General features: G+C 71.7%; 16 protein-coding genes. 9 read left to right on the forward strand and 7 right to left on the reverse strand.

Features of this window, described 5'->3' with window-relative positions; translation table 11 throughout:
• Nucleotides 1–39 precede the first annotated feature (39 nt).
• A complete protein-coding gene (locus tag AY578_RS21145; protein WP_136238422.1) occupies nt 40–1,005 on the forward strand; it encodes a zinc-binding dehydrogenase in 966 nt (321 codons plus the stop codon).
• Between the two features lie 91 nt (nt 1,006–1,096).
• On the opposite strand, the gene AY578_RS21150 is transcribed toward AY578_RS21145, so the two are convergent.
• Both AY578_RS21150 and AY578_RS21155 read right to left on the reverse strand, forming a co-directional pair.
• Nucleotides 1,097–1,522 carry an SCO4983 family protein gene (locus AY578_RS21150; RefSeq protein ID WP_028959644.1) on the reverse strand — a complete coding sequence of 142 codons (426 nt, stop codon included), beginning with the start codon at nt 1,520–1,522 and terminating at the stop codon, nt 1,097–1,099.
• 104 nt (nt 1,523–1,626) lie between these two features.
• A complete protein-coding gene (locus AY578_RS21155; protein ID WP_136238434.1) occupies nt 1,627–2,838 on the reverse strand; it encodes a pyridoxal phosphate-dependent aminotransferase in 1,212 nt (403 codons plus the stop codon).
• 389 nt (nt 2,839–3,227) lie between these two features.
• Between AY578_RS21155 and AY578_RS21160 the strand changes: the two genes are divergently transcribed.
• Complete coding sequence (locus tag AY578_RS21160; protein ID WP_019522391.1) at nt 3,228–4,163, forward strand: S1 family peptidase; 936 nt, start codon at nt 3,228–3,230, stop codon at nt 4,161–4,163.
• 21 nt (nt 4,164–4,184) lie between these two features.
• Here AY578_RS21160 and AY578_RS21165 read toward each other — a convergent pair whose 3' ends face one another.
• The gene (locus tag AY578_RS21165; RefSeq protein ID WP_258904025.1) at nt 4,185–5,795 is read right to left on the reverse strand and encodes an N-acyl-D-amino-acid deacylase family protein; all 1,611 of its coding nucleotides are present in this window, start codon (nt 5,793–5,795) and stop codon (nt 4,185–4,187) included.
• Between the two features lie 11 nt (nt 5,796–5,806).
• Nucleotides 5,807–7,072 (reverse strand): amino acid deaminase, encoded by a 1,266-nt coding sequence (locus AY578_RS21170; RefSeq protein ID WP_258904027.1) that lies wholly within the window; start codon nt 7,070–7,072, stop codon nt 5,807–5,809.
• A 133-nt stretch (nt 7,073–7,205) separates the two neighbouring features.
• Between AY578_RS21170 and AY578_RS21175 the strand changes: the two genes are divergently transcribed.
• The 6 genes from AY578_RS21175 (at nt 7,206) to AY578_RS21200 (ending at nt 13,266) form a co-directional block, all read left to right on the forward strand.
• Nucleotides 7,206–8,279, forward strand: coding sequence for a sugar kinase (locus AY578_RS21175; RefSeq protein WP_258904029.1), 1,074 nt, complete (start codon nt 7,206–7,208; stop codon nt 8,277–8,279).
• Nucleotides 8,276–9,034, forward strand: coding sequence for an IclR family transcriptional regulator (locus AY578_RS21180; protein ID WP_019522387.1), 759 nt, complete (start codon nt 8,276–8,278; stop codon nt 9,032–9,034). The genes AY578_RS21175 and AY578_RS21180 overlap by 4 nt, the downstream gene beginning before the upstream one ends.
• 13 nt (nt 9,035–9,047) lie before the next feature.
• Nucleotides 9,048–9,458, forward strand: a complete 411-nt coding sequence (locus AY578_RS21185) for a RidA family protein (RefSeq protein ID WP_019522386.1) — start codon at nt 9,048–9,050, stop codon at nt 9,456–9,458.
• A 141-nt stretch (nt 9,459–9,599) separates the two neighbouring features.
• A complete protein-coding gene (locus AY578_RS21190) occupies nt 9,600–11,087 on the forward strand; it encodes a GntP family permease (protein ID WP_019522385.1) in 1,488 nt (495 codons plus the stop codon).
• A gap of 101 nt (nt 11,088–11,188) precedes the next feature.
• Nucleotides 11,189–11,800: a hypothetical protein gene (locus tag AY578_RS21195; protein WP_136238437.1), complete on the forward strand. Its 612-nt coding sequence runs from the start codon at nt 11,189–11,191 to the stop codon at nt 11,798–11,800.
• Nucleotides 11,801–11,943: 143 nt separating this feature from the next.
• Nucleotides 11,944–13,266 carry an Nramp family divalent metal transporter gene (locus AY578_RS21200; RefSeq protein ID WP_019522383.1) on the forward strand — a complete coding sequence of 441 codons (1,323 nt, stop codon included), beginning with the start codon at nt 11,944–11,946 and terminating at the stop codon, nt 13,264–13,266.
• Between the two features lie 18 nt (nt 13,267–13,284).
• On the opposite strand, the gene AY578_RS21205 is transcribed toward AY578_RS21200, so the two are convergent.
• Together AY578_RS21205 and AY578_RS21210 are read right to left on the reverse strand one after the other, a co-directional pair.
• Nucleotides 13,285–14,550, reverse strand: coding sequence for a hypothetical protein (locus AY578_RS21205; RefSeq protein ID WP_258904043.1), 1,266 nt, complete (start codon nt 14,548–14,550; stop codon nt 13,285–13,287).
• A gap of 74 nt (nt 14,551–14,624) precedes the next feature.
• Complete coding sequence (locus tag AY578_RS21210) at nt 14,625–15,134, reverse strand: SigE family RNA polymerase sigma factor (protein ID WP_019522381.1); 510 nt, start codon at nt 15,132–15,134, stop codon at nt 14,625–14,627.
• A gap of 45 nt (nt 15,135–15,179) precedes the next feature.
• Here AY578_RS21210 and AY578_RS21215 point away from each other — a divergent pair, with 45 nt between their 5' ends.
• On the forward strand, nt 15,180–15,599 hold the full coding sequence (locus AY578_RS21215; RefSeq protein WP_161107498.1) for a DUF1877 family protein: 420 nt from the start codon (nt 15,180–15,182) through the stop codon (nt 15,597–15,599).
• 41 nt (nt 15,600–15,640) lie between these two features.
• Here AY578_RS21215 and AY578_RS21220 read toward each other — a convergent pair whose 3' ends face one another.
• Nucleotides 15,641–17,350, reverse strand: a complete 1,710-nt coding sequence (locus tag AY578_RS21220; protein WP_258904053.1) for a chitinase — start codon at nt 17,348–17,350, stop codon at nt 15,641–15,643.
• Nucleotides 17,351–17,697 lie beyond the last annotated feature (347 nt).

Below are 17,697 nucleotides of genomic sequence, written 5' to 3' on the forward strand. Positions count from 1 at the left end.
GTCCGACGGCGGTGCTGCCACCGACCTTAAGGAGCAGAGATGAAAGCCGTGGTGATCCGGACGTTCGGAGCGCCGGAGGGGCTGGAGGTCGTCGGCCTTCCCGCGCCGGTGCCTGGGCCGGGACAGGTGCTGGTCGCCACCGAGGCGATCGGGGTGGGCGGGGTGGACGCCGTGATCCGCCGGGGTGCGCTCGCCGAGCACGGGTTCCGTGAGGGGCACCTCCTCGGGAGCGAGATCGCGGGGACCGTGATCGCCGTGGGGGAGGGCGTGGACGCCTCGTGGACCGGACGGCGGGTGTGGGCGTTCACCGGGCTGTCCGGCGGATACGCCGAGCAGGCCGTCGCCCGCGTCGAGGACGTCCTCGCACTGCCCGACGGGCTGAGCGGAGCGGACGCGGTGACCCTGGGCGGCTCCGGAATCGTCGCGCACTTCGCCCTGCGCAAGGCTCACTTCGCACCCGGCGAGACCGTGCTCGTGCGTGGTGCCGCCGGAAGCATCGGGATCACGGCCGTCCAGCTCGCCGCACGGGGCGGCGCGGGCGCCGTGGCGGTCACCACCTCGTCCGAGGAGCGGGGCGCACGGCTGCGGGAGCTGGGGGCGACCCATGTCCTGGACCGGTCCCTCGGGAGCGAGCACCCGGACGCGCCCACCGGCTTCGACGTCGTGATCGACGTCGTCGGCGGCCCCGGCCTGCCGGACGCCCTGGACGCGCTGCACGCCAACGGGCGCTACGTGCTCGTCGGCGTCGTCGGCGGCCGGCCCCCGGAGGACTTCGGCACGCGGCTGATGCGCGACTTCCGCAAGTCCCTCTCGTTCGCCACCTTCAGCTCCGACACGGTGCCGGGCCCGGACCGCCAGGCCGTACGGGCACAACAGTTCGCCGAGGCGGCGCGCGGGGAACTACGCACGGTCGTGCACGACGTACTGCCACTCGACCGCGCGTCGGAGGCCCACCGCGCGATGGACGCGGGCGAGGTCTTCGGCCGGGTGGTGCTCACACCCTGAGCCCCGCGCCGACACGTGAGGGCGCCCGGTCCGCACGTCGCTGCGGGTGCGCGCGGACCGGGGCCGTATGCGGGGAGCCCCCGGAGGGGGCTCAGTGGGCGGAGGACGCCAGCGGGCGCTGCTTCAGCGCCGCGGTGTGCGCGTCCATCCGCTCGGCGGCCAGGATCGCCGCCGCCGTGTCCGCGCGGGACGCGGCGACGACCAGGGCGCGCCCGGCGAGCGCGTGCGCCTTCCGGTGCAGGGCCGTCGCGTCCGGCTCGCGGCCGCGCGTGGACGTCGTCGCACGGGCCGGCGTACGTCCTCCCCGCAGGCGGGTGATCTCCTGGGTGAGCCGCTCGGCCGCGGTGTCCAGATCGGCCGAGGGGGCCGCCGCCCGCAGCTCGTCGGTGACGGCGAGCAGCGCGGCGAGATGGCCCGCGAGCTGGATGTCCAGCTCCTCCTCGCGGGACCTGTGGGGGAAGTCGTCAGGGCCGGCCATCGTGCTGTGGACCGACTTGGAGCGGATCGGTTCGTACATGGATGGCCTCCTGGGTGCTGACAGGAAACCATCCTAGCTTAGATTCTGTCTAAAGTTGAGTTGAGGTCGAAAGTGATCAATCCTCAGTACTGAGTGCGAAAAGCTCAGTGCTGGCCGTAGCCGTCCAGGAAGCGTGCGATGCGCCCCACCGCGTCCCGCAGGTCCGTGACCGAGGGCAGCGTGACCACGCGGAAGTGGTCCGGTTCCGGCCAGTTGAAGCCCGTGCCCTGCACGACCATGATCTTCTCGCGGCGCAGCAGGTCCAGCACCATCCGCCGGTCGTCGTTGATCTTGAAGACCTCGGGGTCCAGGCGCGGGAACAGATACAGCGCGCCCTTCGGCTTCACGCAGCTCACGCCCGGGATCTGGGTCAGCAGCTCGTACGCCACGTCCCGCTGCTCGCGCAGCCGTCCGCCCGGCAGCACCAGGTCCTTGATCGTCTGGCGGCCGCTGAGCGCCGCGACCACCCCGTGCTGGCCCGGCATGTTCGCGCACAGGCGCATGTTCGCCAGGATCGTCAGGCCCTCGATGTAGGAGTCGGCGTGGGCGCGCGGGCCCGAGATCGACATCCAGCCCACCCGGTAGCCGGCCACCCGGTACGCCTTCGACATGCCGTTGAAGGTGAGGGTGAGCAGGTCGGGGGCGACCTTGGCCGTCGGGGTGTGCACGGCGTCGTCGTAGAGGATCTTGTCGTAGATCTCGTCGGAGCAGACCAGCAGGTTGTGGCGGCGGGCGATGTCGGTGAGGCCCTTGATGACCGCCTCGTCGTAGACCGCGCCGGTGGGGTTGTTCGGGTTGATGATGACGAGGGCCTTGGTGCGGTCGGTGACCTTGCGCTCCACGTCGGCCAGGTCCGGCATCCAGTCGGACTGCTCGTCGCAGCGGTAGTGCACCGCCGTGCCGCCGGACAGGGAGACGGCCGCCGTCCACAGCGGGTAGTCCGGGGCGGGGACCAGCACCTCGTCGCCGTCGTCCAGCAGGCCCTGCATCGCCATCACGATCAGCTCGGACACACCGTTGCCGATGAAGACGTGCTCGACGTCGGTCTCGATGCCGAGCGTCTGGTTGTGCATGACGACGGCCCGGCGCGCGGCCAGCAGGCCCTTCGCGTCGCCGTAGCCGTGCGCCGACGACACGTTGCGGAGGATGTCCTCGAGGATCTCGGGCGGGCATTCGAAGCCGAACGCCGCCGGGTTGCCCGTGTTCAGCTTGAGGATGCGGTGACCGGCAGCTTCCAGCCGCATCGCCTCCTCGAGCACCGGGCCCCGGATCTCGTAACAGACGTTGGCGAGCTTGGTCGACTGGATCACCTGCATGCTGGGAGCTTACGGCCCGGTATGGCCCTTCGGGCCGTGTTTTCCGCCACGTGAGACGCGTCGGTTCGGGTGGTTTTGTCCTGCGCGTGGTTCTCCGCGTGACGATCATGGGCGCGCGCCTCCATCACCTCCACACCCAGCCTCCCCACGCCCGGCCCCTCTTTTCGCAGGTCCGCGGGTGAACCTGTAGGCCGTCCCGCGTCCGGCCGCCGGGAGGGTGCGTCGTGCCCGTCGGCCGTGGGACGAGCGCTGCCCCGCCGTCACCGAAGGCCGTCACCGGGAAAAACGGGTCCTTGCCCGCCCGGCGTCCGCGTGATGACAATGCGCATGACAATTTTGTGGGCGGCCGGAGCGATCCGGCCGCCCGACGCCGCATTGAGGGGACCCCCATGAGAAAACCTCTCGTCGTCGCGCTCTGCGCCCTGGCACTCGCCGGCGCGGGCGCGACCCCCGCGGTCGCCGCCGCGCCATCCCCCACGGGCGCGGACACGACCACGGGCACGGCCCCGGCCACGTCGCTGACGGGCATCGTCAACGACACGGTCGGGGCCGTCGCGGAGACCCTGTCGGGGCTCACCGCGAAGAACTCGGGCGCGGTGAACTTCGCGGGCACCGTCTCACTGAGCAACTGCTCCGGCTCCGTCGTCCGCATGCCGAACTCGGCCGCCTCCGACCCGGCGCTGGTCCTCACCAACGGCCACTGCCTGGAGAGCGGCTTCCCCGCGCCCGGCCAGGTCATCACCGACCAGGCGTCGAGCCGCACCTTCGGCCTGCTGAACGCCTCCGGCACCAAGGTCGCCACCCTGCGCGCCGACCGGCTGGTCTACGCGACCATGACCGACACGGACGCGGCGATCTACCGCCTGAACACCACGTACGCGCAGATCAAGAGCTCGTACGGGATCGACCCGCTCACCCTCAGCAGCTCCCGCCCGGCCGCCGGCACCGCCATCAGCGTGGTCTCCGGCTACTGGAAGCGGATCTACAGCTGCTCCGTCGACGGCTTCGCCTACCGGCTGAAGGAGGGCGACTGGACCTGGAAGGACTCGGTCCGCTACACCTCCGCCTGCAACACCATCGGCGGCACCTCCGGCTCCCCGGTGGTCGACGACGCCACCGGAAAGGTGGTCGCCGTCAACAACACCGGCAACGAGGACGGCGCCCGCTGCACGGTCAACAACCCGTGCGAGGTCGACGAGAACGGCGGTGTCACGGTCCGCCAGGGCATCAACTACGCCCAGCAGACCTACCCGTTCACCTCCTGCTTCACCACCGGCAACCGCCTCGACCTGAGCGCGAGCGGCTGCACCGTGCCCAAGCCCTGACGGGCCCGGCGGGGCGGGCGGTCAGCGCGGAGTCCTGCGCACCGCCCGCCCCGCCAGCACGTCCGTGCGCCGCCCGTCCTCGATCACGAACCGCCCGTCGACCAGCACGTACGGAATGCCCGTGGGCAGCGTGCGCGGCTCGGCGAAGGTCGACCCGGCGTCCACCGTCCGCGGGTCGAACAGCACCAAGTCCGCCTTGTAGCCCTCGCGGACCAGCCCCCGGTCCCGCAGCCCGAGCCGCGCCGCCGGGCGCGAGGTCAGATGGGCCACGCACTCCTCAAGCGACAGCACCCCCAGCTCCCGCACGTAGTGGCCGAGATAGCGGGGGAACGTCCCGTACGCCCGCGGGTGCGGCTTCGCGCCCTGCAGGATGCCGTCCGAGCCGCCCGTGTGCACCCGGTGGCGCATGATCGCCCGTACGTTCTCCTCGTGGCCCACGTGCTGGAGGATCGTCGGGGCGAGCCGGTCCTTCAGCAGCAGCTCCCGCGCCACCGTCCACGGGCTCTCGCCGCGCGCCCGCGCCGACTCCAGCACCGTACGGCCCACGTACTCGTCCAGCGCAGGGTCGCCCACCCCGGAGATCTCGATCGTCTCCCACTCCACCGGCACGCCGTGGCAGCCGTCCGAGCCGGTGACCTCCAGGTCGTGCCGGATCCGCTCCGCCGTCGCCTCGTCCGCGAGCCGCCGCAGGATCTCCTCGGGGCCGCCCTCGCTCGCCCAGCTCGGCAGCAGCGCCACCAGGGTCGTGCAGCCCGGGGTGTACGGATAGGTGTCCAGGGTGATGTCGGCGCCCGCGTGCAGCGCCTCGTCCAGCAGCGCCAGCAGCTCGGGCGCCCGGCCCTTGTTCACCCCGAAGTTCATGGTGGCGTGCGCCAGATGCAGCGGGCAGCCCGCCTCCCGGGTGAGGGCCACCATCTCCGCGTACGCCTCCAGCGCGCCGGCGCCGTAGGAGCGGTGGTGCGGGCAGTAGTAGCCGCCGTACGACGCCACCACCCGGCACAGCTCGGTCAGTTCGGCGTCCGGGGCGTACATCCCGGGCGTGTACGTCAGCCCCGACGACATCCCGACCGCGCCCTGCTCCATGCCCTCCGCGACCAACTGCCGCATCCGGTCCAGCTCTTCGGGCGTGGCCTCGCGGTCCTCCCAGCCGACGGCGAGCGCGCGCACGGTGCCCTGCGGGATCAGGTACGCCGCGTTCACCGCGACGCCCCGGTCCAGCCGGTCCAGGTACTCGCCGACCGACCGCCAGTCGAAGTCCACGTCGTCACCCTGGCCGTTCCACCCGGCGATCGCCTGCCGCACCTCGCCCAGCGTCCGGTCGTCCACCGGCGCGTACGACAATCCGTCCTGGCCGAGCACTTCGAGGGTGACGCCCTGCGCGGCCTTCGCGCTGTGGTCGGGGTCGCGCAGCAGGGCGAGGTCGCTGTGCGCGTGCATGTCGATGAAGCCGGGGGCCAGCACCAGCCCCTCCGCGTCCAGTTCGCGCCGCGCCTTCGGACGCTGGCAGCCCGCGTCCGCCGCCTCCTTGACGATGGAGACGACGCGTCCGCCGTCCACCACCACGTCCGCGCGGTACGAGTGATCCCCGGAGCCGTCGACGACGTCCGCGTCCCGGATGACGAGCTCTTCCACGGTCCTGCCTCCTAGAAGAAGGTACGGATGTAGTCGACGACCGTGCCGTCCGCCTCCGCCACGGGGATCAGCGCCCACTTGTCGAAGGACGTGCAGGGGTGCGACAGACCGAACCCCACCCAGTCTCCCACCTCCACGTCCGCCTCCGAAGAGGTGCGCAGCCAAGCGTGCTGGTCGGACAGACCGGTCACCTCGATGCCCGTGGCCGGCCGCTCCGTCCCGTCCCGGCGCACCACCCGCGCCACCGGCAGATCCAGGTCGTACGCCGCGTCCCGCTTGCCCGCGTTGGTGAACGCCTGCTCCGCCGACGGCCGCGACACCACCTGCGTCCACAGCCGGAACGCCGGCTCCAGACCGCCCTCCTGCGGCACCCGGTTGAAGGGGGTCAGCCGCTCGTAGTGCCCGTCGTCGTGCGACACGTACGCACCCGAGCGCAGCAGCTTCAGCACCGGCGCCGACAGCTCCGGGACCTCCGCGAAGACGTCCGCGACCGCGTCGAACCAGGCGCTGCCGCCCGCGCTCACCACGATCTCGTCCAGCCCCGCGAACCGCCCCGCCTTGTCGAAGTCCACGGCCAGCGCCACCAGCCGCCGCAGCCACGCACGCACCCGCTCGGGGTCGGCCTGAGGCACCTCGCCCTCGTACCCGGCGACCCCGGCCAGCCGCAGCGTCCGCGCGGCCGACACCGCATCGGCGACGGCCGCGCACTGCGCCTCCGTCCGCACCCCGGTGCGCGCGCCCTCACCGGCGGCCAGCTCGACCACCACGTCCACCGGCCGGGACGCCCCGGCCAGCGCCGCGTCCATCAGCTCCACCCCGCGCACGGAGTCGACGTAGCAGACGAACCGGAACGCCGGGTCGGCGTCCTGCTCGGCCGCGATCCAGCGCAGCGCCGCCGCGTCCACCAGCTCGTTCGCCAGGAAGACCCGCTCGACCCCGAACTCCCGTGCCACGCGCACCTGGTGGGGAACGGCCAGGGTGATGCCCCACGCGCCCCGCTCGATCTGGCGGTGGAAGAGCTGCGGCGCCATGGAGGTCTTGCCGTGCGGCGCGAACGCGAGACCATGCCGCTCCGCGAACGTCTCCAGCGCCGCCAGGTTGTGCTCCAGACGCTCGGCGGACAGCGCGAGCACGGGGGTGGTGAAGCCGCCGGTGAAGAGATTCCGCCGCTGCGCGGCCAGCTCGCTGACCGTGAGGTCCGCGGCGTCCGGCGGGAGGCCCTTGAAGCGGTGACCGACCCGTTCCTCGGCGAGGCGGGCGAGAGCATCGTGGACCATGGAGCCTCCCTGATCAGGTGCGTTGCGCGTATTGCAACACTCATTGCGTATATCGCTCACCGCTGTCTAACATCTCCGCCACACGCGGTCAACGGACACCGCGTCCCCCGCCCCGACGAGGAGCCCCGCCATCGTGACCGTCACCGGAACCGGCAACGCCCCCGACGTCGTCGACGTCGTCGCGCTCGGCGAGTCCATGGTGACGTTCCTGCCGTCCCGCCCCGGCCGCCTCGCCGACGTCCCCGCCTTCCACCGGTCGATCGGCGGCGCGGAGTCCAACGTGGCCTGCACACTCGCGGCGGCCGGCCACACCACACGCTGGGTCAGCCGCGTCGGCGCGGACGGCTTCGGCGACCACCTCGTCGAGGCGATCGGCGCGTACGGCGTCGACGTGTCGCACGTCCGCCGCGACCCCGCCCGTCCCACGGGCGTCTACTTCCGCACGGCGGGCGACCGCGCGGGCAACACGCACGAGGTCGCGTATTACCGGGCGGGTTCGGCGGCGTCGGCGATGTCGCCGGCCGGCGTGGACCTGGAAGCGGTACGGGCGGGACGGGTGCTGCATCTGTCGGGCATCACGGCGGCGTTGTCGCAGGACTGCCTGGCCCTGATGCGCGAGCTGACCGGCCCCCGGCCTGGGCGCCCGTTGATCTCCTTCGACGTGAACCACCGCCCCGGCCTGTGGGGCGAGGGCCAGGATCCGGATGTGCTGCTGGAGCTGGCCCGCAGGGCGGACATCGTCTTCGTGGGAGACGACGAGGCGCGCCAGGCATGGGGGCTGCACGGCGCCCGTGCGGTGCGGGAGGCCCTTCCCGAACCTGAGATCGTGGTCGTCAAGCAGGGCAAGGGCGGGGCGGTCGCCTTCGACAAGGAGACCGACGGCCTGTGCGAGGACGCCGACGGCACCGCGACGTTCGTACGCGCCGTGCACGTCGACGTCGTCGCGGCAGTCGGCGCCGGCGACGCCTTCGCCGCCGGTTTCCTCTCGGCCACCCTCCGGGGTCTGCCCGTACGGGACCGCCTACGCCACGGCCACCTCGCCGCCGCCGCCACCCTCACCACCCCCGGTGACCTCGCCCCACCCCCGCCCCGGCCCCTCGCCGACCGCCTCGCCGCCCTGGACGCCCCCGCATGGGAGAAACTGCGACTCGGCCCCGGCTGGACGACCGCCGACACAGAGGCCGCAGAGGAGGCACGCACCCCATGAGCCAGACCGTAGACCGCGCCCTGAGCATCCTTCCGCTGCTCGCCGAGGGACCCGCCGACCTCGGCCAGGTCGCCGACCGCCTCGGCGTGCACAAGTCCACGGCCCTGCGCCTGCTCCGCACCCTGCACGAGCACGGCCTGGTCTACCGCCAGTCCGACCAGCGCTACCGCCTCGGCGCCCGCCTCTTCGCCCTCGCCCAGGAGGCGATGGAGAACCTCGACGTGCGCGAGATCGCCCACGCCCACCTCGTACGCCTCAACGAGCAGTGCGGACACACCGTCCACCTCGCCGTGTACGAGGAGAACGAGGTCCTCTACATCGACAAGGTGGAGAGCCGCTACCCGGTGCGGATGTACTCCCGTATCGGCAAGCCCGTCGCCATCACCGTGGCCGCCGTGGCCAAGCTGCTCCTCGCCGACCTGCCCGAGCACGAGCGCCGCGCCCTCGCGGAGAAGCTCGACTACCCCATGTACACGCCCCGTTCGACGCCCCACGCGGCCGCGTTCCTCCAGGAGCTGGCCAAGGTGCGCGAACAGGGCTGGGCCACCGACCTCGGCGGCCACGAGGAGTCCATCAACTGCGTCGCCGCGCCGATCCGCGGCGCCGACGGCCGGGTGGTCGCCGCGATGTCGGTGTCCGCGCCGAACGTCGTCGTCACCGCCGACGAACTCCTCACCCTGCTCCCGCTGGTGCGCCGTACCGCGGACGCCATCAGCGGCGAGTACTCCGGCCGTACCCCGGCAGAACCGAAGTAAGGACATCCCCCGCATGACCGAGAAAGTCGCGCTGACCCCGAAGACCCACACCACCCCGCCCGCGAAGTTCTCGCACGGCGTCCGCAAGGGCAACATCCTGCAGGTCGCCGGCCAGGTGGGCTTCCTGCCCGCCGAGGAGGGCAAGCCGCCCACGCCCGCCGGTCCCACCCTGCGCGAGCAGACCCTCCAGACCCTCGCCAACGTCAAGGCGATCCTCGAGGAGGGCGGCGCGAGCTGGGACGACGTGATGATGATCCGCGTCTACCTCACCGACGTGGACCACTTCGCCGAGATGAACGAGATCTACAACACCTACTTCGAGGAGCAGGGCCTCACCCAGCCCCCGGCCGCCCGCACGACCGTCTACGTCGGTCTCCCCGCCGGCCTCCTCATCGAGATCGACGCGCTCGCCGTCCTCGGCTGAGTCCCCCCACCCCCCGCACGTCGTCACGGCACGGCGCCCCGCACCCCGGGACGCCGTGCCGCGATCCCCCCTGCCCGGCTGTGCCGTCCGGGGGGGACCCCCAGACCCCCGAGACCATGCCCTTACCCAGAGGACCCCCCGATGTCCCATCCATCCCTCCCGCTCGCCGCGTCCGCGCCCGCCGAGACACCGCCGCACACCGGAGGACTGCTCCTCCTCATCGACGGCACCGCCGGCCTGCTCACGGTGGCTGCCATCGGCATCGCCCTGCTGCTCTTCCTGATCATCAAGGTCCGCCTCCAGCCGTTCGTCGCGCTGCTCGGCGTCTCCATAGCCGTCGGCCTGCTCGCGGGCCTGTCGGTCACCGAACTCTTCGGCACCGTGCAGAAGTCGGACGCGGTGTCCACCATCGAGTCCGGGATGGGCGGCATCCTCGGCCATGTCGCGATCATCATCGGCCTGGGCACCATGCTCGGCGCGATTCTCGAAGTCAGCGGCGGAGCCGAGGTGCTGGCGTCCCGGCTGCTCGGACTGTTCGGCGAGAAGCGGGCGCCCCTGGCGATGGGCCTGACCGGCCTCATCTTCGGCATCCCCGTCTTCTTCGACGTGGGCATCTTCGTCCTCGCGCCCATCGTCTACGCCGCCGCCAAGCGGTCCGGCAAGTCGATCCTGCTGTACTGCCTGCCCCTCCTCGCGGGTCTCTCCGTCACCCACGCCTTCCTGCCGCCGCACCCGGGCCCGGTGGCCGCCGCCGGACTGCTCCACGTCGACCTCGGCTGGGTCATCCTCATGGGCGTCGTCTGCGGCCTGCCGGCCGTCGCCGCCGCGTGGGTCTACTCGGCCTGGATCGGCAAGCGCATCTTCGTCGCCGTCCCGCAGGACATGGTGGAGGCCGCCCAGGAGGCCAAGGACGCCGTCGCCGCCGAACAGCGCGCCTCGGGCGTGCAGCCGCGCGAGACGCCGGTGCCGCTCGGCACGGTCCTCGGCATCATCGGCACGCCGCTCGTCCTGATCCTCGCGGCGACCTTCTCCTCCATCGCGCTGGACCCGTCCACCCTGCGCTCGGTGATCGAGTTCTTCGGCCACCCGTTCGTGGCGCTCACCCTCGCCCTGTTCCTCGCGTACTACCTGCTGGGCATCCGGCGCGGATGGTCCCGCAAGTCCCTGGAAACGGTGTCCACTTCTTCCCTGAAGCCGGTCGGCAACATCCTGCTGGTGGTCGGCGCGGGCGGCGTCTTCGGCGCGGTCCTCAAGGGCAGCGGGGTCGCGCAGGCCCTGTCCGACACCTTCAACGACGTCGGTCTGCCGGTCATCGTGCTGTCGTACCTGATCTCCGTGGTGCTGCGGGTCGCGCAGGGCTCGGCGACGGTGGCGATCGTGACGACGGCGGGCATCGTGGCCCCGCTGCTGTCCGAGGGCGACCACTCGCAGGCGTTCGTGGCGCTCGTCATCATGGCCATCTCGGCCGGCTCCATCTTCGCCTCGCACGTCAACGACGGCGGGTTCTGGATGGTCGCCAAGTACTTCGGCATCAGCGAGCGGGACACGCTGAAGACGTGGACCGTGCTGGAGAGCGTGCTGTCGGTGGCCGGGTTCGTGGTCGCGGCGGCGCTGAGCCTGGTGGTGTGACCCCGGTCGGCGCGGTGAGACGTGGTGCCCGTGTAGTCGTCCGATAACGAAGTCGGGGCTGGCTGTGACGCGCACAGGTTCGTCGACCATACTCCTGCGGTGTGGAGCAGCGCATAGGTTCGAGCAGCAGCAAGCCCCTGGAGGGCGCCGGGTTCGACCCGGCCTTCATCCCCGGGCTCACCGCGCCCGTGACCGGCCGCGAGGAGGACGCGAAGGACACGCAGGACGCGCCCGGCACGGACGAGGACGGGACCGTCGACGACACGGCGACGGAAGCCGCCTCGGAGGCCGAGGAGTCGGAGCACTCCGGTGACTCCCCGGCCGCCGGGGACGACGAGCCGGAACCCGCCCCCGACGGACCCGTCTTCGAGGCGTCCGACCGCCGGGCCGCCATCGTCGCGGACCACCGCGGCGTACGGCTGAAGCTGGACGACCAGGAGTGCGAGTTCCGCTGGGACGAGATCGGCGCGGTGGAGACGGAGACGGCCCGCTTCGGCAAGCGGTTCACCGTCACCGTCCATACCCCCGACCGGCGTTGGTACCCGATCGAGATCGAGGCCGACGCACGCCGCCGGTTCGCCGAGTGGGACGCGGCCCTGGACAAGGTCCTCGACGCGTACTTCGACGACGGCGCCGAGGAGCCCGTCCAGGAGGACGAGGTCGAGGACCGGGCGGAGTCCGAGGACAAGGCCGAGGCCGCCGACCGCGCCTGACCGGGGGCCGGCTCCCGGCGATCGCCGGTTCTGCGTGCGGCCGGCCGTCCCCGCCAGGGGAATCGGCCACCCTGCCACGCAGACCCGGTGAAGATCCCGCACGCCCTCTTGCCGGACCGGCACCCGTCCGCTTTCTTGACCCCATGGCGGACACCACGGGAAACACCCAGGACATCGGTGCGAAGGACGGCCCCGGCCCGCAGCCACGCCGGTCCAGTTGGCGCTACATCGGCCCCGGCATCGTCGTCGCCGCGACCGGCGTGGGCGCCGGGGACCTCGTGGCCACCCTCATCGCCGGCAGCAACTTCGGCTACACCTTGCTGTGGGCGGCCGTCGTCGGCTGCCTGGTGAAGATCTCCCTTGCGGAGGCGTGCGGCCGGTGGCACCTGTCCACCGGCCGCACCCTCTTCGACGGCTGGGCCAGCCTAGGCCCCTGGACCACCTGGTTCTTCGCCGTCTACGCCGTCATCTGGGGCTTCGTCTACGGCGCCGCCGCCATGTCGTCCAGCGCGCTGCCGCTCCAGGCGCTGTTCCCGAGCGTGATGGACCTCGAGTACTGGGGCATCGCCTGCGGCCTGGTCGGCCTGGTCTTCGTCTGGTTCAACAAGTACGCGGTGTTCGAGAAGGTCATGACCGTCCTGGTGGGCGTCATGTTCGTGGTCACCGTCTACCTGGCGTTCCGCGTCACCCCCAACCTGGGCGACGCCTTCGCCGGCCTCCTCCCCGTGCTGCCGGACGAGGAGGACTCCATCCTCAACACCCTCGGCCTGATCGGCGGCGTCGGCGGCACCATCACGCTGGCCGCCTACGGCTACTGGGTCAACGCCAAGGGGTGGACCAACAGCGGCTGGATGAAGGTCATGCGGCTGGACAACCGGGTCGCCTACATCACCACCGGCATCTTCGTCGTCGCGATGCTCTTCGTCGGCGCGGAGCTGCTGCACTCGGCGAACATCGCCATCTCCGGCGGCGACCAGGGCCTGATCCAGCTCGGTGACATCCTGGAGGACCGGTACGGGAAGACCACCGGCGTCCTGTTCCTGGTCGGCTTCTTCGCCGCCTCCTTCACCTCCCTCATCGGCGTCTGGCACGGCGTGAGCCTGATGTTCGCCGACTTCCTCGCCCGGCAGCGCGGCGAGCGGCAGGCGCGCGCGGACGAGCTGGCCTCCGGCCGCCGGGAACGCTCCTGGACCTTCCGCGCGTACCTGCTGTGGCTGACGTTCCCGCCGATGATCCTGCTGTTCCAGGACGAGCCGTTCCGCCTGATCATCATCTACGGCGTCCTCGGCGCGGCCTTCATGCCGTTCCTGGCCCTGACCCTGCTGTGGCTGCTCAACTCCTCCCGCACTCCGCGCGAGTGGCGCAACAGCTACCTCAGCAACGGCATGCTGACGGTGGCGGGCCTGCTGTTCCTGGTCCTCGCGGTCAAGCAGATCTGGGACCAGCCGTGGTCGGAGTTCTTCTGATCCGCTGCTGAATCCGTCTCACGCCCCCGCGTCCCACTCCGTGCTCAGCGCGATCTCCCGCAGCTGGGCCAGGGTGAGCGCGGGGGTGTCCCGTGTGGCGTCCTGGTCCTGGGCGGGGGTGTTGAAGGCGCTGATGACGACGCGCAGTCCGTCGGGGCGCAGGGTGTCCGCGGTCCACATGACCACGTCCTTGCCGGCCTTCTCCCCGGGCGACTCCTGGGTGGTGAGCAGGGTGCCGTCGGGCAGCTTCTCGGCGTCCTTGAACAGTTCGCCGGCCAGGTCCGACATGCCCGCCTGCACATTGATCTGGACGAGGCTCCCGCCCTTGCCGTCGTCGACGACGAGGTAGGCGTACTCGCCGCCCGGGCCGCTCCGGCCGGTCACCTTCAGGTTCTCGGGCAGCAGACCCATCAGCGTCTTGGCGATCGCACCGGACGGCCTGCCCTCCGGAGGCGCCTCGCCGGTCGCGGACGGCTTGGGGCTCTGCGGCATGGCGGCCGCGACCCGCTTCCACACGTCGGCGGTGACGATCTCCTTCAGCTGCCCCGCGGAGAGCGGGGGCTGCGGGCGGGACACCGGCGCGTCCTTCTGCGCGGGCGCGTTCCACTCGCTCAGGGTCACGTGCACCCCGTCGGGCGTGACCAGTTCGGCGTTCCACCACTTGGTGTCCACCCGCCGGTCCGGGTACTCGTAGCCGCGGAGCAGCATGAGCCGGGAGCCGTCCGGCTGGGTGGCGCTGGTGCAGTCGTCGTAGGCGACGATCTTCTTGTCGGGGCATGTCGTCCACTGGGCGGCCTGCTCGCCGCCGGGGTCCATCCGGTCGACACTCAGGCCGAGTGCCGCCGCGCCCTCGCCGTCGTCGAACACCAGCCGCGCGTACGGGGGCATCGTCGACCCGGTGCCCTGGGCTTCCTCCTCGCTGTACGTGCCCTGAGGCATCAGCTCCTTGAGCGAGCGCAGCATGTCGTCGCGGGAGAAGCTCTCGGCGGGCGAAGGGCTCGCCGCCGACGGGTCCGCGGTCGAGGCGGGGCCGGCCGCCGCGGAGGTCCGCCTGGGGTCGTGCACGTCGGACGGCAGGAGCAGCGTCCCGCCCACGCCGACCAGGGCGACACCGGTGATGCCGCCCAGGACGGCGGTCCGCCGCAGCAGCTGCTTGCGCCGCCCGCGCACCTGTCCTCCGGTGACGAGGGCGGCCGGGTCGCCGGCACGGAAGCCGTCGCCGGTGTCGCGCAGCGCTGTGGCGAACCGGTTCTCGAAGGGGTCCTCGTGCTGGTTCTCGGGCATGACGAACCCACCTTTCCGCGGGTGTGAAGCGTATGAGGTCGATGAAGTCGGTGAAGGGGGCCGGGCGGCCGGTGTCAGGGGCGGGAGAACTCGTGGAGGTCCTCGCCCAGCAGCTCCCGCAGCCGTCCGAGCGCGCGGACGCACCGCGTGCGCACGGCCGCCGAGCTGACGTTCAGCACGTCGGCGGTCTGTTCCACCGAACGGTCCTCCCAGTAGCGCAGGACGACGACCGCGCGGTCCTTGGCGGGCAGCCGGGCGAGCGCGGCCATCAGCGTCAGCCGCAGCGGCGCGTCACCGTCGCCGGCGCCCGGCAGGTCGGGGAACGTGTCGGTGGCCCGCTCCCGGCTGCTGCGCAGGCGCCGGTGGGCGAGGAAGGTCCGGGTCAGCACCGTCTGCGCGTACGCGGCAGGGTTCTCCGCCCGGGATACGCGCCCCCAGCGGACGTACAGCCGGCCGAAGGTCTCCTGCACGAGGTCCTCGGCGAGATGCGTGTCCCCGGCGGTGAGCAGGCACGCGGACCGGTACAGGTGTCCTGCCCGTGCGGAGGCGAACTCCGCGTAGTCCGCGCTGCGCTGCTGTCTCATTCCGCCGTCCCCCGTCGTGCTCCCCGAACCGCCTTCACCTCATTGATGCGGTGGACCCGGGGAAATGTTTCATGTGGCGGCGGACACAGTGCGTGCGGGCCGGCCGCGCGCGGCCGCGGGCGGCCCGTTGTCAGTGGCCGCTGTCAGGATGACCGGGTCATCGGCGGAGACGACCGCCGACCGTCCGGAGGGGGCCGCCGTGGGCATGACCGGGGAGTACGCGCGGCCCACTGCCTCACCCCGGACCGGGTCCGCGCCGCCGCCGACGCCCTCGCCGCCACGCCGTCCGCCCGGCTGACCGAGGGCGTCACCCCCGCCGACCTGGCCGCGGCCGAGATCTACCCCACCATCGTCTGGGAGCGCGGGGAGCCGCTGGACGAGGTGACCGCCCATTACGAGGCCCTCGTGACGTACTTCCGCGCGGCGGCCCGGGAAGGGGACGGCGTCCTGCTCTGGATCGGCTGATCAGGAGCAGGACGCCGCGGCCGGGTGGGGGGACGTGCCGGTTACGGCAGCGCGTGGACGTGCGGCCCCACCGCGTTGGACCAGGCGTTGCCCGCCGTCGCGTCCCAGTTGGTGGACCAGGTCATCGCGCCGCGCAGGCCCGGGTAGGTCTTCGACGGCTTGAACGAGCCGCAGTTGGTGCCGCGGGTCAGGCAGTCCAGGGCGGCGTTCACCACGGACGGCGCCACGTAGCCGCTGCCCGCGCCCCGCGTGGAGGCCGGCACGCCGAGGCCCACCTGGGACGCGTCGAGGCCGCCCTCCAGCTGGATGCAGGCCAGCGCGGTGAGGAAGTCCACCGAGCCCTGGCTGTAGACCTTGCCGTCGCAGCCCAGCATGGAACCGCTGTTGTAGTACTGCATGTTGACGACCGTGAGGATGTCCTTCACGTTCAGCGCGGTCCGGAAGTAGGAGTTGGACGTCGACTGCATGTCGATGGTCTGCGGCGCCATCGTCAGGATCATCGACGGGCCCGCCTTCGCGGACAGCGACCGCAGCGCCTGCGTCATGTACGTCGCGTCGAGGCCGTTCTCCAGGTCGATGTCGACGCCGTCGAAGCCGTACTCCTGCATCAGGGCGTACACCGAGTTCGCGAAGTTCGCCGCGGAGGCGGAGTCGTTCACCGCGACGGTGCCCCGCTCGCCGCCCACGGAGATGATGACCTTCTTGCCGGCCGCCTGCTTGGCGCGGACGTCCGCCTTGAACTGGTCGACGGTGTAGCCGTTCAGACCCGCCGAGTCCAGGTTGAAGGTGACGGCGCCCGGGGTGCCGGTGGCGTCGGCGAAGGCGACCGCGATGATGTCGTACTGGGCGGGGACGTCGGAGATCTTCTGCACGGCCGCGCCGTTGTTGAAGTTCTGCCAGTAGCCGGTCACCGCGTGCCGGGGCAGGTCACCGCCCCCGCCGCCGCCGTTCTCCCGCGTCCGCACGGACACCGCCGCCGACTTGGCGGACTCGCCTGCCGCGTTGGTCGCCGCGACCTGGAAGCTGTACGACGTGGAGGCGGCGAGGCCGGTCACGGTCGCCGAGGTGCCGGTCACGGCGGTCGCCCGGGTGCCGTCGCGGTAGACGGTGTAGCCGCTCGCGCCGGACACCGCGTTCCACGTCAGCGTCACCGAGCTCGCCGTCGTGCCGGAGACGGTCAGCCCGGCCGGGGTGGCCGGGACCGTCGGCTCCGGGTCGCCCCCGCCGCCCCCGTCGGGGCCGAGGACGGACACGTCGTCCACGTGGTAGGGCTGCTGGCCGTACCAGCCGTGGGTGTAGACCGTCACCGACGTGGTGTTCGAGCCGGTGGAGAAGCTGGTCGACAGCTGCTTCCAGGACGAGGAGTCCGGCGTCCAGGTGGACACGTCCGTGGTGCCGGTGCCGGTCACGCCCAGGTAGGCGTACCCGCCCTGCACCCACCCGGTGAGCTGGTACGTCGAGTTGGGCCGTACCGCGACGGTCTGGGAACAGCGGGCGTTGTCCTGCCCGGCGGGCGTGGCCTTCAGCGCCGCCGAGCCCCCGTGCACGGGGGAGGAGACGACGGCGCCGCTGTTCGCGGAGCACGTCCAGCCGCTCAGGCCCGACTCGAACCCGGCGTTCTTCGCGTTGTTGACGTCGGCCGCGGTCGCCTGGCCCGCTCCGGCGAGGGGAAGGGCGAGGGCCAGGGCGGAGACGAGGGCGGCCGCCCAGGGGCGTCTGCCGCGTCCGGGCGTACGGGATACGCGGTCCACTTGGGGCCTCCGGTGGGGGAGTTGGGGAGGGAAGCGACGGTGGCCACCGTTGATGCGTCACACCGTGGTCCAGACCAATCCGCTTGTCAATAGGTCCAGACCGGAAACGGCCGCGGCCGCGCGCGAGTAGGGCGACGGGCGGGTGGGAAGCGTGGCCCGGAGGGACGAGGCGGGTCCGGCGTCAAGCCGGGTGCACGAAACCCACACGGTCGGTGCCGTATCGAGACCGGCGAGATGATCGACCTGCCCCGATTTGACGCATTGTGAGTACCAGGAGTTGCTGTCCGGCTGCCCAAAGGCTGTTCTCCGGTCACAGACCCGCGGATACAGTGCAGAGGTAGTCACGC

This window comes from Streptomyces thermocarboxydus, assembly GCF_024760485.1.
Taxonomy (GTDB): Bacteria; Actinomycetota; Actinomycetes; order Streptomycetales; family Streptomycetaceae; genus Streptomyces; species Streptomyces cellulosae.

Coding starts and splice junctions, on each gene's coding strand:
- AY578_RS21150 (WP_028959644.1), bottom strand. CDS start 1,522: ATGTACGAACCGATCCGCTCCAAGTCGGTCCACAGCACGATGGCCGGC.
- AY578_RS21190 (WP_019522385.1), top strand. CDS start 9,600: ATGTCCCATCCATCCCTCCCGCTCGCCGCGTCCGCGCCCGCCGAGACA.
- AY578_RS21200 (WP_019522383.1), top strand. CDS start 11,944: ATGGCGGACACCACGGGAAACACCCAGGACATCGGTGCGAAGGACGGC.
- AY578_RS21170 (WP_258904027.1), bottom strand. CDS start 7,072: ATGGTCCACGATGCTCTCGCCCGCCTCGCCGAGGAACGGGTCGGTCAC.
- AY578_RS21160 (WP_019522391.1), top strand. CDS start 3,228: ATGAGAAAACCTCTCGTCGTCGCGCTCTGCGCCCTGGCACTCGCCGGC.
- AY578_RS21145 (WP_136238422.1), top strand. CDS start 40: ATGAAAGCCGTGGTGATCCGGACGTTCGGAGCGCCGGAGGGGCTGGAG.
- AY578_RS21180 (WP_019522387.1), top strand. CDS start 8,276: ATGAGCCAGACCGTAGACCGCGCCCTGAGCATCCTTCCGCTGCTCGCC.
- AY578_RS21205 (WP_258904043.1), bottom strand. CDS start 14,550: ATGCCCGAGAACCAGCACGAGGACCCCTTCGAGAACCGGTTCGCCACA.
- AY578_RS21185 (WP_019522386.1), top strand. CDS start 9,048: ATGACCGAGAAAGTCGCGCTGACCCCGAAGACCCACACCACCCCGCCC.
- AY578_RS21215 (WP_161107498.1), top strand. CDS start 15,180: ATGCGGTGGACCCGGGGAAATGTTTCATGTGGCGGCGGACACAGTGCG.
- AY578_RS21210 (WP_019522381.1), bottom strand. CDS start 15,134: ATGAGACAGCAGCGCAGCGCGGACTACGCGGAGTTCGCCTCCGCACGG.
- AY578_RS21155 (WP_136238434.1), bottom strand. CDS start 2,838: ATGCAGGTGATCCAGTCGACCAAGCTCGCCAACGTCTGTTACGAGATC.